The 17,109-nt window shown below is 43.7% G+C and carries 10 protein-coding genes and 1 pseudogene; 8 read left to right on the forward strand and 3 right to left on the reverse strand.

Annotation, left to right across the window (positions count from 1 at the left end; genetic code table 11):
* Window positions 1-25: 25 nt before the first annotated feature.
* The 5 genes from ACRN9H_RS03085 (at window position 26) to ACRN9H_RS03105 (ending at window position 8,294) form a co-directional block, all read left to right on the forward strand.
* Entirely contained in the window at window positions 26-1,426 is a 1,401-nt protein-coding gene (locus ACRN9H_RS03085; protein WP_432312420.1) for an ATP-binding protein, read from the forward strand.
* Window positions 1,427-1,914: 488 nt separating this feature from the next.
* Window positions 1,915-3,543 carry a glucan biosynthesis protein G gene (locus tag ACRN9H_RS03090; RefSeq protein WP_432312421.1) on the forward strand — a complete coding sequence of 543 codons (1,629 nt, stop codon included), beginning with the start codon at window positions 1,915-1,917 and terminating at the stop codon, window positions 3,541-3,543.
* 23 nt (window positions 3,544-3,566) lie between these two features.
* The gene (mdoH, locus tag ACRN9H_RS03095; protein ID WP_432312422.1) at window positions 3,567-5,750 is read left to right on the forward strand and encodes a glucans biosynthesis glucosyltransferase MdoH; all 2,184 of its coding nucleotides are present in this window, start codon (window positions 3,567-3,569) and stop codon (window positions 5,748-5,750) included.
* A gap of 164 nt (window positions 5,751-5,914) precedes the next feature.
* Window positions 5,915-7,585 (forward strand): L,D-transpeptidase family protein, encoded by a 1,671-nt coding sequence (locus ACRN9H_RS03100; RefSeq protein ID WP_432312528.1) that lies wholly within the window; start codon window positions 5,915-5,917, stop codon window positions 7,583-7,585.
* Between the two features lie 160 nt (window positions 7,586-7,745).
* Window positions 7,746-8,294, forward strand: a complete 549-nt coding sequence (locus ACRN9H_RS03105) for a DUF882 domain-containing protein (RefSeq protein WP_220775159.1) — start codon at window positions 7,746-7,748, stop codon at window positions 8,292-8,294.
* Here ACRN9H_RS03105 and ACRN9H_RS03110 read toward each other — a convergent pair.
* A pseudogene (locus ACRN9H_RS03110) lies at window positions 8,245-8,679 on the reverse strand (hypothetical protein). The gene ACRN9H_RS03105 and the pseudogene ACRN9H_RS03110 sit on opposite strands and share 50 nt — an antisense overlap.
* 303 nt (window positions 8,680-8,982) lie before the next feature.
* Here ACRN9H_RS03110 and rplY point away from each other — a divergent pair.
* Window positions 8,983-9,270: a 50S ribosomal protein L25 gene (rplY, locus tag ACRN9H_RS03115; protein ID WP_220775157.1), complete on the forward strand. Its 288-nt coding sequence runs from the start codon at window positions 8,983-8,985 to the stop codon at window positions 9,268-9,270.
* Window positions 9,271-9,382: 112 nt separating this feature from the next.
* Here the strand turns inward: rplY and tamB are convergent, their stop codons facing one another.
* Window positions 9,383-13,378, reverse strand: coding sequence for an autotransporter assembly complex protein TamB (gene tamB / locus ACRN9H_RS03120; RefSeq protein WP_432312423.1), 3,996 nt, complete (start codon window positions 13,376-13,378; stop codon window positions 9,383-9,385).
* Window positions 13,375-15,228 (reverse strand): autotransporter assembly complex protein TamA, encoded by a 1,854-nt coding sequence (locus ACRN9H_RS03125; protein ID WP_432312424.1) that lies wholly within the window; start codon window positions 15,226-15,228, stop codon window positions 13,375-13,377. Before ACRN9H_RS03125 ends, tamB begins: the two co-directional genes overlap by 4 nt.
* A 120-nt stretch (window positions 15,229-15,348) precedes the next feature.
* Here ACRN9H_RS03125 and ACRN9H_RS03130 point away from each other — a divergent pair, with 120 nt between their 5' ends.
* Together ACRN9H_RS03130 and ACRN9H_RS03135 are read left to right on the forward strand one after the other, a co-directional pair.
* A complete protein-coding gene (locus ACRN9H_RS03130) occupies window positions 15,349-16,377 on the forward strand; it encodes an isoaspartyl peptidase/L-asparaginase family protein (RefSeq protein ID WP_432312425.1) in 1,029 nt (342 codons plus the stop codon).
* 229 nt (window positions 16,378-16,606) lie between these two features.
* Complete coding sequence (locus tag ACRN9H_RS03135; RefSeq protein WP_432312426.1) at window positions 16,607-17,023, forward strand: CBS domain-containing protein; 417 nt, start codon at window positions 16,607-16,609, stop codon at window positions 17,021-17,023.
* Window positions 17,024-17,109 lie beyond the last annotated feature (86 nt).

Genomic DNA, 17,109 nt, shown 5'->3' on the forward strand with positions numbered 1-17,109 from the left:
TATGTAAAGACGTTAGGAAATTTAAGTGATTAGATTAAAGGGGCAGGATGTGTATTCACTGCGTTTGGTTCTGACATTATTGATTTTGTCAGGTATTTCAGTCTCAGTCGCTGTCTCTAGCTGGTTGAGTACCCGTGATTCTAAGCATCAAATAGAAGAGCTTTTTGATGCCCAAATGCTACAAACTGCAAAAATGCTGGAGCTTTTTTATCATACAGATCTTGGCGTCCCCGTTAGAAATCAGACGAAACTACAAATATTGCATGTCCCAGATAGTCAAATCAGCACATTTGCTGAAAAAGCGGATGCGTTGAAGCTTGCCTATGAACATAAATTGGCGTTTCAGATTTGGGGGGAGGCGGGTGAAGCACTGGTTTTATCCGATAATATTGGTCTTAAACCGATTACGCATTTTGTACAGGGTTATCATCAGACTATGTTTGAAGGCCAGCTTTGGCATGTACTTAGTTTCTTCTCGGTAAAAAATAATGTTTGGATTGTGACCGCTCAGCGCGATGATGTGCGTCAAGAACTCGTCTCTCAAATTATGCATAATGCAGTGATAGTTCCCTTGATTGTTGTACCTTTGACATTGTTGATTGTAAGTCTGTTGTTTTATCTTTTATTTAGGCCGTTAAAAACCTTCGAAAGAGAGTTAATTAGTCGAGCGCCAAACGATCTTACGCCACTGACTATGTCTTTACCCAAAGAGCTTGTACCTGTGCGCCGCGCATTAAATTTGTATATCAATAGCATTGCCCGCTTTATTGCCCGTGAACGCCGTTTTAGCGCCGATGCGGCACATGAACTAAAAACACCATTATCGGTAATTAAATTACATCAACATGGTTTAGAAAGCCTGATTGATGATGATCCTCAGCAGAAGTTTCATTTAGCGGCCATTGATGCGGGTGTCGAACAGATGAGCCATACGGTTGAACAACTCCTCGTACTTGCAAGAGTCGATTCAATCAATGAGCTTAATGTATCATCCCACGGGATATTGCCGATGATTGAAGATGCGCTTAATCAGCTGATGCCACAAATTACGGATTATGAATGGAACATAGATATTGCCTCCGATTTGACGGTGAAATGCGATCGCTTCTATTTACTGCTCGTACTAAAAAATATTATCGAAAATGCTTGTAAATATAGCCCCAAGGAATCTGAAATATCAGTCTCAGCATGTGCCGTTGATGACCAAATCTGTATTTGTATTGCTGACAAAGGACAAGGTATGACGCAGCAGCAGATTGCCAGTGCAACTGAACGCTTCTATCGTGTGAATGAAAATGAAGGCATTGGCGCGGGTTTAGGTTTGTCTATCTGTCATCACATCATTGAATTACATCAAGGGCGACTGGTGCTGGCGGCCAGGGAACACGGTGGATTATCAGTAACTATTTTTCTGCCATGCGAGTAGCACAAGTTAAATCGAGAAACATAGGCGCTGGCAGGGCGACATAAGCTCGCTTTTTTGATCAATTCAGTCAGAGTATGAATGTGGTGATTATAGGAGAGCTTAATTTAACTAATTGTTTTATTATAGATATTTTTTTAAAGACTATTCTGCGGCAGCTAAGTGTACCCACATTAAATTGAGCCTTTAAGAGGCGTTATTGATTTTCAATAATGCCGCATTTTGAACGATTAATTTTATTTTGTAACTTTGAAACCATTAATAAGCATGTTAATGTTATTTTTATATTCTTTTTTAGTATAAACTTATTCTCAAATAGTATTGTCTAAAAGGGGTTAACCGCATCTTTATTTATGCGTTTTTTTCTCCTTCTGATATCTTTCGCGATATGTAAGCAGTTGTTTTTTTTCATCACCTATTGAGAGTGAAAAAAATTCATTGCTTATATAAAAAACATTGATTTCTTAGTTTATTTTTTAGGTTACCTATCTATGGTTAGCTTGTTGCGTTGCCCATCGTCCAAACCTTATTCGTCACTCATATGTTCACTGACGCTAGGCGCTGTTGTCGCCTTGTCTAGTGTAGCGTACGCTGAAGAGACAAAACCCACCGAGACAGTTCCAGTGGTTACTCCACCGAAAGCCATTGCTCAGCCTGCGGCCAAAAATCAAGTGCGCTTTACTAAAACCGGCGATTTTGATGGTGAGACTGTCGTAAAAATAGCAAAACGTTTGGCAGCGAAACCCTATGCGGCTCTCAAAGATCCTTTGCCCGCCGGACTGGCTAAACTGTCATACGATGAATACCGTGATATTCGTTTTAACCCGACTGCGTCTATTTGGCGTGATCAGGGTGTGCCTTTTCAAATGCAAATGTTTCACCGTGGTTTTTATTTCCAAGATCTAATTGAAATAGCCATCGTTGAGGGTAATAAAGCGACACATTTGGCCTATGAGCCTAAGTATTTCACTGCGGGTGAAGTCATTACTCAAGCGCTGCCCAATGATGATATTGGCTATTCCGGTTTTCGTATTCATAACCAACTGAATACTAACGGTGTGTTCGATGAGCTCATGGTATTTCAAGGTGCAAGTTATTTTCGTGCTTTGGGTAAAGGTAACGCCTATGGCTTATCATCCCGTGGTTTAGCTTTAAAAACTGCCGATGCCGAAGGAGAGGAATTCCCGATATTTCGTGCCTTCTGGGTTGAACGTCCTCACAATGACAGCAACTTGATTGTTGTACATGCCTTGTTAGATAGCCCAAGTGTAGCGGGGGCTTATACTTTCTCTGTGCGTCCTGGCGATAACACGCTCATTGATGTGGAAGCGACACTGTTTCCGCGGGTTGAACTGAACAAAGTAGGTCTAGCGCCAAGTACCAGTATGTTCTTGCATTCGCTAAATGGCCGTCACGATACCGACGATTTTAGACCAGAAGTCCATGATTCTGATGGTTTATTGATGTTAAACGGTCGTGGCGAGCATTTGTGGCGCCCACTGGCTAACCCGCGTCAATTACAAGTCAGTGCGTTTTCTGACAACTCACCGCAGGGTTTTGGTTTGATCCAACGTGAGCGTGACTATACGGCATACCAAGATCTAGAAGCCCATTATGAACGTCGTCCTAGTTTATGGATTGAGCCTGTCGGAAATTGGGGCCAAGGTTCAGTGGTGCTAACTGAGATCCCGACTGAGTCAGAAATTCATGACAACATAGTAAGCTACTGGAAACCACGTCAACCAATTCCTGCGGGCGGCGAGTTTCATTTTGCCTATCGCATGAGCTGGGGTGATGAACCTGCAGCCAAAATGGGCGCTGTGCATGTATCTCGTTCTGCCAGCGGTCGTGCCGATATTGCTAAGGCGACTCCAAGACGTTTATTTGTGGTTGATTATCAATTAGAAGGTCCGATGACTGATGAAATGCCTGTCGCTAAAGTTGAAGCGTCTGGTGGTGTGGTCACGAATGTGGTGATTGCCCGTAATGCCGCTAGAAATGGCTATCGCTTAGCTTTTGAATTAGAGCCAGAAGATAAAGATCTTATCGAACTGCGCGCTGAACTTAAGTTCCCAACTCCTCGTCAGGTTGAAACCTGGCTCTATCGCTGGACGCTGTAAGGTTCATGACGGAGCAACATAATATGACTGTATCCGATAACTCGGTACTCGAGACGGAAGTCCTCGTGGGTGGCAGCGCTATGCCAAATGAACGGCCTGGCGCGATGGAACCCCAAAATTTAAGTAAGATGCCGGAAGGTTTTCCGCGCCGTAGCACTGTCGCAAATGGCGTGCGTTCGCGTGCCTCTCGTCGTTTCTTCGTAGTAGGCGGCGCATTATTGATGTCTCTGTTTGCTATTTATGAAATGGGCGCAGTGTTTAGTATTGGTGGAATTACACCCTTAGAGTATCTAGTATTGGTGCTATTTGCGGTTAACTTCTGCTGGATTGCTTTAGCATTTTGTAGCGGTATTGCGGGTTTCCTCATCTTATTACGTAAACCGCGTGCCAAAGACTTGGATGCGACGCAGCTGCATACGCGTACCGCGATTTTAATGCCAACCTATAACGAATCCCCAGATAGGGTATTTTCTGCGGTCTCTGTGATGGCAGAAACCCTGTCGCAAACTGGACACGGCCATGCTTTTGATTGGTTTATCTTAAGTGATACTACTGATCCTGATATCGCTTTGCTTGAAGAGCAGGCGTTTTTGGTGTTGCGTCAAGAAACCCATAAGCATTCGCGAGTTTATTATCGTCGTCGTCGTAAAAACGTCGCCCGTAAAGCGGGCAACGTGGCGGATTTTTGCCGTCGTTGGGGTTCGCGCTATGATCATTTATTGGTGCTTGATGCCGACAGTTTAATGGAGTCGTCAACTATCACAGGCTTAGCGCAGCGTATGCAGGCCGATCCTGATGCGGGTTTGATCCAAACGATTCCGTCGTTGATCAATGGCACCACTTTAATGGCCCGTTTACAGCAATTTGCGGCGCGTATTTATGGTCCAGTAATTGGTACCGGGTTAGGTTGGTGGGTACAAAAAGAAGGTAACTTCTGGGGCCACAACGCCATTATCCGCACCGAAGCCTTTATGACTGCGGCTGGACTACCTAACCTTAAGGGTAAACCGCCTTTTGGTGGTCATATCATGAGCCATGACTTTGTAGAAGCTGCGCTGATCCGCCGTGCTGGCTGGAGTGTGGTCATTGCCTATGACTTACCGGGTTCATACGAAGAATGTCCACCGTCGATTATCGACTTAGCCGTGCGTGATCGCCGCTGGTGCCAAGGTAACTTACAGCATTCGCGTATTTTGCCGACTAAAGGTCTGCACTGGGTAAGCCGTTTACATTTACTGACGGGTATCATGGCTTATTTGTCATCTCCTTTCTGGTTGATGTTGATTTTGACCGGTTTGATGTTGGCTTTGCAGGCACACTTTATTCGACCTGAATATTTCACCGATCAATTTTCACTGTTCCCGACTTGGCCCATCATGGACTCGGATAGAGCATTGAGATTGTTCTACATTACTATGGGTGTGTTGTTTGGTCCTAAAGTCTTTGGAGTGCTATTACTACTCAAAGATGGCGAGTTTGCTCGCAGTGTGGGCGGACGCATTAAAGCGATACTCAGTGTGATTTTTGAGGTGATACTTTCAGCCTTAATCGCACCTATCATGATGTTTATTCATTGTGGCGCAGTGATGTCGATTTTGATGGGGCGAGATAGTGGTTGGTCGCCGCAGCGTCGTGATGATGGCAGTATGCCTTGGCTGACACTTTTGTACCGTCATCGCTGGCACATGCTAGCGGGTATTATGTTAGGTTACGCGGCTATTTTAGACTCTTTAACACTTTTAGCTTGGATGAGCCCTGCTTTGATTGGTTTGTGGTTTGCTGTGCCTATATCGGCATGGACAGGTTCAGTCAAAATTGGCGAAGTGTTCAAGCGTGCTGGTATTCTCGCCACGCCAGAAGAACGTAGTCCCGCTACCATTTGTATTCAAGCACAAGAAGCGCGTACTGCTTATCAACGTTTTATTGCCGAACCTTGGACATTAGAACAGCTTCTTAAAGATCCTGCGTTGATGGAACTGCATTTGGCAATGGTTGATAAGCAACCATTGCGAGCCGCAGGTACACCGATTGAAGCGACGGAAGCGATATTGCATGTGAAGGTATTGGAAGCGCGTTGTCAGCAAAGTGCATTAGCTCTGCTTAATCGTCAAGAAAGGGCGATGGTGTTAGCAAATCCACAGATGCTACGTAACTTACAAAAGTTACCTGAGCAATTTGTTGAAGAAGATTTAGTGTCTTTTTGTTAATAGCCACTAGTGCATAGTTTGTCCTACATGCCACTGACTAACCTCAGTGGCATTTTTCTTTTTATTATCTATAGTTAGCGCTAGCAATTCATTAAGCTCCATGGAATAGTCATATTGTAGTGTTGATCCCTGACATGATTGCTGACCGTATTAAGGAAGTGTTTATGGTATTGCAAAAGATCATTCGCTATTTCTATCGTTTTGTTCAATGTGTTTTAGCGACTCTGGTGCGCAACACCATTGTACTAATAAACGGTATATCAAATGTGCCAGTGGCAAAGAGAGACCGGGGACTAAGTGATGCTCGCTTGGCTGTCTCATTATTTCGCCGTTTAGTATTCACCGTTATCGTTATAATACCTTTCAGTTTAGTTAATGCAGCTGATGAGATCCCTCCACAAAACGTAAATCCAAGCGCGGAACGCGAGTTAAATCCTGACTTAAATTCTAACTTAGGCCCTGAGTTAAACAGTGAATTAAGTACTGGGTCCAGTACGGGATTTCACGTGATAGACCCCGAGCCCCAATTGCAACTGGAGGCATTAATGCCACAGGTGTTGTTATTAGATCTTGCGGGAGTGAATCCCTTATTCAGCCAAGATTACCGTGAGCTGGTCGCTTCACCCAATATATTATCAATGGCAGATTTAGCCCGAATACAAGCCAATGTAGTGAGTTATTGGCGTTATGTGACGTTATTAACGGCATGTAATGACACTGGAACGATGGAAGTAACCTCTGCCGTTATTCCTATGGATACTCCATTCCAAAGCGTGCTGAAACAAATTACTCATCTTATGCAACTTGATGCAACTGAGTCATGGGAAACCTTAGTGCTAGATGAAAAGCTGACCTTAGGTATGACGCATCAAGCTATTGATATCATTTCAAAACGTTTACAAGTATTGGGCGACTTAACGACATGGTCAGAAACGACTCAAGTGTATACTGAAGAGCTCATGGTGGGTATTAAGCAGTTTCAGCTAAGGCATGGATTGAAGCAAGATGGGGTCATTGGTAAACAAACCTTGTATTGGTTGAATCAATCCCCTAAAACAAGGGCTGTATTACTGGCGAAAAACACTATTCGGAAAAGGCTATTTGAGCGTAAGTTAGCGCCGAGCTATTTGTTGATAAATATCCCTGCCTTTGACATGACTTTAGTGGATAACGGCACTACAGTGCTTAAGTCTAAGGTGATTGTCGGTAAACCATCTCGACAAACCCCTATTTTAGATAGTCAAATCTCCAGTGTTGTGCTTAATCCTGATTGGCGAGTCCCTAGCAGTATTTTACGCCGGGATATTCTGCCGCAAATCAAAAAAAATGGTCATTACCTCAGTGAGCGTAAGTTTGATGTGTATGATTATAATGGTCAAAAGGTGCAGCATACGCCAGAAGAGTGGCAAGCATTAGCATCGACTTCTTTTCCATATAAATTAGTTCAACGCCCGGGTGCTAAGAATGCATTAGGTAAATATAAGTTTCATTTTGAAAACAGTTTTAGTGTGTATTTACATGACACGTCTGAGCCTAGCTTGTTTAACAAGGATAATAGAGCATTATCCTCGGGTTGTATTCGTATAGAGAAGGTTTCTGAGTTAGCGCAGTGGTTTAAGGAACATTTAGTAAAAGACAAGCGCTTGTGGGACAAATTGGCGCCAGAAGTTTCCCATACACAATGGTTTGCTTTGTCAGAAAAGCTGCCCGTGCATCTTGTTTATTGGACTGCATGGCTAGAGGATAATGGTCAAGATCATTACCGCAGTGACATATATAACTTAGAACCTGAGTTAACCAATGCCGTCCCTGCTGCAGTACTCGATATTCGTTGAGGGAGCTTTTTATCACTTTACTATTTGCATAACTAACAAATTGAACTCACACGGCATTTTAAAATTGTGGTAAAGAATGGAGCGAGTAAAACTTGAACTTAGTATTAATTCAGTATAAGTTGCCTCTTTAACGACCAAAAAATAGACAAAAGGTGACCGTGTGACTTTGATCTGTCCTGCCCGTAGGCAGTTATTGTTAGGCCTTAGTGGTGTGGCATTATGCTCTTTTATTCCTTCAAAAGCCGTGGCAAGTCGTTCGACAAAAGGTATCCGCGAATTAAGCCTTTTTAATCGCCATACCGGAGAACGTGATGATGGTAGTTATTGGGTTGATGGACATTATCAAAGTAAGGTATTAAAAGATTTTAATCATTTGCTGCGGGATCATCGTCAAAATATTGCTGCGCCAATGGATAAGCGGTTATTCGATTTACTCTATTCGCTTAAAACGACCTTAAATACCGATGATGAAATACATGTTATTTCTGGTTATCGATCACCAAAAACTAATGCCATACTAGCGAACAACAGTGGTGGTGTTGCCAAGAAGAGTTACCATATGCGGGGAATGGCGATGGATATTGCAATTCCAAGTGTTAAGTTAAAAACCCTGCGTGAGGCCGCGTTATCGCTGAAGCTCGGTGGTGTAGGTTATTATCCTAACTCTGGTTTTGTGCATGTGGATTGTGGTCCGGTAAGACACTGGTAACTCAGTACTTTTATTGTTGCATCTGCAGGTGAAATGCTTGCTCTAAGGCTTGAGCCTCAATTAAATAATGTTGTAACAGTGGAATAAAGTGCTGGTTTAGCGTGCTTAGCTCACGATGCTGTTGCCAATGACAGATTAATAGGCTTAAGCGCTGCGATAATTGATATTGTCTGAGCCTTTGCGTTTTTATGTCGACACCCTGAGTGGTTTGCATCAGCAAAATTAAGCTATGGTTTTTTTGTTGGGTACAAGCGAGTAATTCTAAACATTTTAATTCTAATGTATTTTGTTGATAGGGAACGGTTTCGATAAGTGAGACGAGTTCATGGGCCAATTGGCATGAAAGTTTATTCTCTTGTTGCAACTGATATAGTGGATGAGGCATGTTATGGCACACCAATTATCGAATTTTGCGCGAGCTTACCAGACTTTTTTAGGATGCTATGTGATCTAGAGCGCGAGTTTTTTGTTTAAGAGCAAAGCTTTTTCTTTAGTGTAACTGCCACGATACAAGTCCTTTAAGTTAATAAAGAACCTCCTTTTTTACTAACGCAAATGGTTATAAATTCAGACATTGCCTGATTCTTGTGTGCTTTAGGTATCTATGTTAGTATTCGCGCGCTTTATATGAGCCGCCATTGGTCGAAAATGTCGGCAATTTTTTACTCTAAATTTAAGTGAGAAACACATGTCTTACACTATCCAAGCACAAGCCCGCACTGAAATAGGGAAAGGTTCGAGCCGCCGCCTACGCCATGCTGGTAAAGTACCTGCTGTCATTTATGGCAAAGGCAAAGAGCCAATTTCTATTGTTTTTGATCACAAAGATATCATTAACATTCAAGCTAATGAAGATTTCTACACTTCTACACTGACTATCGTTGTTGATGGTAAAGAAGTCGGTGTAAGTGTTCAAGCTATGCAACGCCACGTGTTCAAGCCACTCATTGAGCATGTTGACTTCGTTTACGCTTAATTGTCGTAATTGAAGTAAAAAGCGCCTAATGGCGCTTTTTTTGTCTCTCAAATCCAGCGGTTTTAGAATAGATTACCGTCAGCCCCATAAAATGGATGTTGTGCTAAGCGTGCTATTTGATATTAAAGTTATAATAAATATCAAGGGATTGGCCTAATGTACCCGATACGGTTTCTAGGTAAAGTTGAGAAAGTAGATAATATCTCACGGTCATTTCATAGCCTGGGTTAAATACGCCAACGCCATACTTCACCATTAGGTCCTCGCCAATATAACCACTGATCGCAACGCGTCCTTCATCGTTGGTGTCGAGTTGCACGTTTGAGAAACCAAATTCTTCAATCAATCCCGTCGCAGTATTACCTATGCTGTTAATTGCGCCGCCGCTTACCTGTGAGCTTAACCCTAAGGCTGCGCCCATCATAAGAGAGTTATTCTGCTCATTATTAGCATTATTAAAACCACTGCCTTTGACAATATAAGATAAAATTTCGGCCTGCTCTTTGGCGGGGTTTGAAAATAAAGTGACGACAGGGCGCGATGGCGTACCTGTTACGCGCACGCCAGCGACTAAGTCTTCACTCTTAATCTCGCGTATAGCTTCAATATTAAGATTTGGTACTGAGGTTGGTCCCACAAATTGTACTTCACCAGTACGGATTTTAAGGGTTTGGCCCATAAACTTATAGCTACCCTGATTGACTTTGATATTACCAAAGAGCAAAGGAGGGCGGAAAGCTTGCTGCTGTAGCCTTAAAGTACCTTGCAGCTTACCTTTGAGGCCCATACCATCAATTCTGAGCTCATTCCCCACATTGATATTAAGATCAGCGACTATGGCGTAGGGGCTGGTTTTGGGTTGAGTGGCGGCGATGGAGTCTTCAAATACCACGTCCTCAGAGGTCGCAACGCCGCCTTCTGCTAACGGGATAATTTTGATATTGCCAGATGGGACGTTGATTTGCCCCTTCACTGCCAGTTGCTTACTGCTAAACGTAACCGTGATATCAGGTGATACATCGAGGATGGCCAGTGGCGGCTGGATCACCGCCAGTTTGTCACCTTGGACGGCTAACTCACCGCTAAATTGTCCTTGTGGCCATTGCAGTTGGCCATTCACTCGGCCTAAACCATTTCCCATCATCCAACGGCCTTTAAGTTGGGCCTGTTGGCCTGCAAATGTCATTGACATGTCAATCTTGTCAACCAAGGTTGGGTTGGCTGTTAGTGCTAAAGCGCCCTCAGTTAAGGCCATGCTGCCTGATACTTCAGGTGCATCTAGGCTACCAGCAAAGTTAAGCTGGCTTGTTAGCAAGCCTTGGACTGTATTTAATTGCGGGAAAAACTCCCCAAGTGGTTGTAAGTTGATTTGTTTGATATTGGCATAGCCCGCGAGCGCACGATCGGGCGTGACATTGACATTAATTTCACTTTGCCAACTTGCTACACCTTCCGATTCAAAAGTTAATGCCGTCGTTAGCTGTTTTGCATCTAAGTTGGCTCGTAACGATAGATTTTGATAATTAATAGTCACTTCGCGATTTTTAGCCCGTTTAAGCATGATACTGCCAGGCGTAAAATCCAGATTAACATCTGCTGTTGGTTTGCGATTTGCGGCCCAAGCAAAGTTAGCTAATAGCGATGCGGGCCCATCCCAGCGCATATTCGTTGGTAATATGGGGATTAATAATTTCCCCGGGTTACCTGAATAACTTATCTGTGCATTGCCTTTGTTTCCTAATGGGGTGTTGTTATTTAAGCAAACGCGGCTATTTGGGTTAATAAGACAAAACGGCGTAATACTACCTTGATTCTTGTTTTTATCCCAAGCGAGATTGACTGTCTTGTCTAGTTGCCATGGGCCAACGGGGGTGTTGAGGTTTAAGCGTTCGATGTCGACTTGTAGATGTGATTTTTTCACATCGTACTGGCTGTTTACTGTCGCATCAAGGCTGAGATCGCCAATGGCATTCAGGGTGAGTTGTTGAGCATTGATAGTGCCTTTTGCCCCGAGCGTTAAGGTGTCTATACGTTCCGCTGCCAGCTGTAAGGTTTTTGATTTTAGGGAAATGGCAAATTCATGCTGCTCTAATGGCTTGTAATAGGCTGTTAAGTTAGATTCTTGTAGTCTGATATTTTGATAAGCAAACTCTGCTAATAGTGCCGTGAGTTCAACTTGGGGATGTTTTTCGTCACCGGTAACATTAATTTGTGCTTGCAGCTGGCCGCTTGCTTTAGGTATCCACAGACCAAAATCGGGTACTTGTAATTCACCTTGGAGATCCCAGTTGGCATTAGCTTCGCCTTTTAATACTAGCGTCGCACCTAACACTTTGGCATTAAGTCCTTTAGAACTGACATACAAAGCATCATTGATATTAATATCCCCTGTAATATCGAAGGGGTATCCTTGCAAACTACCGCTGAGCGCAGTGTCACTTAAGGCAACTTGCCAATGAGGATCTGCAAACGAACCTTGAGTACGTAATGTCCCTGAAATTAAACTATCAGGCAAGGTGGTTGTAGTTTGCGTGGTATCAGTTTTGGGCAGTTGTAATTCTTGTAGTTTGATGTCATTGAGCTTGATATTAGCGTTCCAACTCATGGCTTTTTGATAATCAAGTTCTCCGGTGAGATCTACCTTACCAATGGCTCCCAGCGCTTCAAGCTTGTTAATCGTTAACTTAGCCCCTTGATTTTGGAGCTGTGTGTCTATATCGAGCACTTTGTGAAACGGCGTTGTGAGTTGACCTTTAAGTGCCGCCTGCTGTTGATTGAAATCGCCTTCGCTCACCAGTGTCACATCGTTTATTGAGTATTCTGGGTTCTTCAGTGGCCACTGTAGTCGCGTCTGCTCCAGTTTCACTGTGTAGGGTAGGTTAGGGTCACCAAGCGTTATCTGGCCATTAAGAATAAGATCCGCATCGCCTTTTGCCACAGCGTTAATCTGTAATTTACCCACGCTTTGACTCAAATGTAGCGTTAATGCTTGGTGAGTGAGTTCGGGTAATTCTGCTAATTGGTTAAGGATGAGGCTGACTTCTAAATCAAGTGGATAGTCTTTATCAAGGGTTAAGCTGCCAGTAATATCGGCGTTACCATCGGTATGGTTGAACTGCAGATGCTCTAGGGTCAATTGATATTCACGAAAGTGGCCTTGTAATTCAACATGACTAAAGGCATCTTTGCGTTCACCAATTTGCAGAGTGGTGTTGTCTAGCGTTAGGGCGTGGACTGTCACAGGGAAAGGCATAAACACGGCTGGCAATTGAGCTAATGCCCACTCAGCAGAATTATCATTTACAACCGTTGATGCAGCTATTGTTGGTACTTGTACCGGAGTTGGCGCTGCGACAGTCGGATCCGCGTTTTGTTGCGTGGGACTATGGTTGCCCGTTGCGGAACTGGTTTGCACAGTATCAGCCGATGTGGGGATAAATACCGATAATCCCTCGCTGGTTAACTGTTTTATTGATAAGCCTTCGGCAAACCATTGCGCTTGTGCGCTAAGTTGATTCGCCGCAAATTGCATATTATCCACTTGAACATGAATAGCGTTAAGCGTGGCTGAATCTAACACAATATCAAAAGGTAATAGCAGCTCAGAGGGTGTTTTATCCTGCGGCGTAATTACCGTTTCGCTGTCGGCTGTAAGGGCAAAAGTATCAATAGTTATATCAACCTTGGTTGCAGATAAGCTATTTACACATAAGCGTTTTTGTAAAAAACAGGCGGGTTGCCATAGTAAATGCACATCCTCAAGCTCAACTTTGATTCCGGCCATAGACCAAGTGGCCTGCGATAACACTAAATCTTTATTAATCGATCCTGAGGTATAAGTCAGTCCAGCCTCGGGGATAAATTGGTTTGCGAGTCCTACGGTAATGCGCGAGCCAAATTCTGTGCCGAGTAATAAAGCGACCACAATTAATAAGCTTAAGGGGACATAAATAATAATGCGTGTCCACAGTTTGAAACTTCGCCATAATTTTTGTAGCCATGACACTGATTGCGTCACAGATGCACTAATTGCATCACCTACCTCAGTGATCGGGTTGTTTGCTGTGTCTTGTTCTGTGGGTTTATGTTGCTCTGGGGGCTGGCTCATAGATCTGTCCCCATCGTCAGGTGAATGCGCCATGATCGTTCAATAGTATCGGTTTCTTTCAATCCCACCCCTAAATCCAGTTTTATTGGGCCAATAGGTGAAATCCAATGAATACCTCCCCCTACAGACGCTACCGGTTCAAATTGATTATTATCAAAAGCGTTACCTGCATCAATAAAAGTGCCGACTCGCCAAGTGGGCGTGACATAATATTGATATTCTAAACTGCCTACCATTAAATAGCGGCCGCCGATGACCTCGCGGTTAAGTGATCCATCGTCGGCAATATAGTCTAAATAGGGACCCAGTTCTTGATAGCCATAACCCCGCACACTTTGATCTCCACCGGCAAAATAACGTAATGACGGCGGTATTTCTGCCAGTTCATTCTCGTTGGCTAAGTTGGCGGCTAAATCGATGCGAGCAACAATTCTGTGTTTATCAAAGAAGGTATCAATCCACTTAAATTTAGCTTGCAGTCGCGCTAAGCGGGTTTCAGAACCCAAATAGGGGTCGGCGTAGTCTAGGCTGTAGATTTGTCTAAATCCTGACTTAGGATCGAGGGAATTATCGCCACGCGTCGTTTTAGAAAAGTTAACCCCAGCCAAATAAAATGTCGGCATATAATCGATGTCTGACTGAGTATATTCCTCGCGAATGGCCTCAAGGGAATAGTTCATTAACCATTGATTATCTAATCTTTGTTGACGTAATAACCCAATAAGATACTTGGTTGATTCTAATTGCCCCGTATTCGTGAAATCGCGATTATCGGCATCGTAAACTTGGGTGACACCGTATTTATCTCGCAGTAATCCAACGCGGATTTTCAGTTGGTCATCCAAGGGGTGTGTTAACGGGATAGTATAAGTGGTTAATAATTTTGGCCTATCGGGTGACCATTCTAGGCTGGTCTCCTGTGAGTGGCCGTATTTATTGATTTGCGGAGTCCGCCATGTCACTCGTACTCTTGGATCAAAGGCTTGGTCTGTTTTACCTATATCACCCCCAAAACCTAGCTCGATAGCGTGGCTGGCCTTGGGGGTCAATTCAACTCGCACCGGAATTTGGCTGTCATCAACATCGTCGATCTGTGGCATGACTTTAATATTAGCGAAATAGCCAGTATCCAATAGTTGACGGTTGAGTGAACTCACTCGTCTGGTCGAATAGGAAGCCCCGGGTTTAAAAGGAATAAGGTCATCTAAAATTTCGGGCTCTAAGCTATGCCCCTCGAAGGTCACTTGGCCAAATTTGTAACGTTTACCCGAGTCAAAATGTAAAATGATTTTGGCGGTATTGATGTCGCGATTCACTTTAATCTGTGATTCAATAAATTCACCGTCAAAATAACCGCGCGCCAAGGCTAGGGATACCAGTTGCGATTTCATCTCGCTATAGGCACCGTGGTTTAATATATCACCGGGTTTAATTTGAATTTGTGCGAGCCACCGATCAAAGGCGCGGTCATCAAGCATTTCGCCAGTAAAATTAATATCAACCCACTGAATAATGGTTGGCTCGCCGGGGGTAATTTCAAGTTTTAGTTCCCACGGCCCCTTATCATGCTCAATCAGATTTTCGTCTATTTCGCCGTGATAGTAGCCCATTGACTCTAACGCTGTGCTGACATTGTCCTCAACATTAAACAAAAAGGCACGACGCTGCACCTCAGATTCGGGCAAGGTGCCTAAATGAGCAACGATATTACGTTGCAGAGCTTCGTTAACGCCTGAAACTGATAACCGAAGAAAATTATCTGCCGCCAACGCGATCGATACGACTGACATCAAACTCAGAAATAAGCAAAGACGAAAGTAATGTGAAGTAATTTGCAAAAATGGCTGCACTCTAAATTCCCTGTGATATGACATCATTGTCGCCAGAATAAAACCAACAGGCAAGGAGAGGATTGAAATTACATGTTGAAATGGTTACAAAGGAGGCTACTTTTTAAGGGGATGTAAAGAATGAAAACAAAACTAACTACCTTTAGTTTAATTATTTCGGGTCTACTTTTTATGTCACAGAACGCGTTTGCCGCAGATAAACCTTTCGCCATTGCGATTCACGGTGGTGCGGGCACGATTTCTAAGGCCAATCTCACCCCAGAACAACGTCGCGCTTACAAAGATAAGTTAAAAGAAGCCGTTGATAAAGGCTCAAAAATATTAGAAGAGGGCGGAGACAGTTTAGTGGCGATTCAAACCGCGATTAAAGTACTCGAAAACAGTCCTTTATTTAATGCGGGTATCGGCGCGGTTTACACCTATGACGGCGGGCATGAGTTAGACGCTGCGGTTATGGATGGCAAAACTATGAATGCAGGTGCAATAGCGGGCGTGCGCCATATCGCCAACCCGATAGATTTAGCCTTAGCGGTGATGAATAAATCCGAACATGTGATGCTCTCTGGCGCAGGGGCAGAAGAATTTGCGCTGACTCAAGGCTTTACCTTAGTGCCTAATAGTCATTTTGATACCGACGCACGCTACCAGCAATTACTCGATGCACGGCAAAAACTGCAAGCAGCTAAATTAGAGCAAGTTGCCAGTGTTGAGATGAAAGACCTCGATTATAAATTTGGTACCGTAGGCGCCGTAGCCTTAGATAAAAAGGGTAACTTAGCCGCAGGTACCTCAACCGGCGGGATGACCGCTAAGCGTTTTGGCCGTATTGGCGATTCCCCTGTGATTGGCGCGGGCACCTATGCTGAAAATGGCGTTTGTGCTGTTTCAGCAACAGGACATGGTGAATTTTTTATTCGTTACTTAGTGGCGGGGGATATTTGTGCCAAGGTGAAATACCAGCAAAAGTCGATCATTCAAGCGGCCGATGAAGTGATTAATCAACGGCTCATTACTGCCGGTGGTTCTGGCGGGGTGATTGCTGTTGATCAGCGAGGTAATATCGCGACGCCTTTTAATACCGAAGGCATGTACCGTGCTACCCGCAGCAATGGCGAGCTTGCGCAAGTGTTGATTTGGCAAGATGAATAATCAGTTGATTTTTATGATGTAAGTTCGTCATTGAAATGGGGTTCTGAATCATCTTCTGTCACCTACTGAGTTTGAATACTCTCAATTGAAATGCCTAAGATATTTTAACCAGTACTATTTTTTATGCACTAGATGAGCTCAATCGATATTTATCACACTGATATCGCAATATTTTGACTAGACTAAAGCTTAAGGTCAGTACGAGAAAAATATTATGGGAGGAAAGACTATGGACTTAATTAAAATCCGCGATCATATGGATCGTCAGCCCGTGTTACTGCGCGCGAATATGTCGCTCGCGACTGCGGTCGAAAAGTTGTTAGATAATAATAAAATGGGCGCAGCAGTGGTTAATGATACGGGCGATTTGGTGGGCTTTTTATCCCAGCAGGATTGTTTGGCTGTGATGATCAAAAGTAGCTATCACTGTGATATGACCTCAGTGGTGAAGGATTGCATGCGAACTGAAGTGCTGTTTGTCGGGCCTGATGACAGTATTTTGCAGCTCGCTGAACAAATGCTAGGGCCTAAACCTAAAGTGTATCCAGTGGTTGAACATGGCAAAGTAATTGGCACGATTAATCGTACCAATGTGCTCAAAGCCATGAATATCTATATGCAACAATGTTATCTGTCACCGGTTTAATCTAAGTCGAGCCAGTGCGAAACTGACACACCATATACTGAGTGCAGAGTAAATTAGCAATACCATTACGCCACTTTCCTTGCTAG

This window comes from Shewanella sp. MF08487 (assembly GCF_050848685.1).
GTDB classification, from domain to species: Bacteria; Pseudomonadota; Gammaproteobacteria; order Enterobacterales; family Shewanellaceae; genus Shewanella; species Shewanella glacialipiscicola.

Coding starts and splice junctions, on each gene's coding strand:
- tamB (WP_432312423.1), bottom strand. CDS start 13,378: ATGAGCCAGCCCCCAGAGCAACATAAACCCACAGAACAAGACACAGCA.
- ACRN9H_RS03090 (WP_432312421.1), top strand. CDS start 1,915: ATGGTTAGCTTGTTGCGTTGCCCATCGTCCAAACCTTATTCGTCACTC.
- ACRN9H_RS03130 (WP_432312425.1), top strand. CDS start 15,349: ATGAAAACAAAACTAACTACCTTTAGTTTAATTATTTCGGGTCTACTT.
- ACRN9H_RS03135 (WP_432312426.1), top strand. CDS start 16,607: ATGGACTTAATTAAAATCCGCGATCATATGGATCGTCAGCCCGTGTTA.
- mdoH (WP_432312422.1), top strand. CDS start 3,567: ATGACTGTATCCGATAACTCGGTACTCGAGACGGAAGTCCTCGTGGGT.
- rplY (WP_220775157.1), top strand. CDS start 8,983: ATGTCTTACACTATCCAAGCACAAGCCCGCACTGAAATAGGGAAAGGT.
- ACRN9H_RS03100 (WP_432312528.1), top strand. CDS start 5,915: ATGGTATTGCAAAAGATCATTCGCTATTTCTATCGTTTTGTTCAATGT.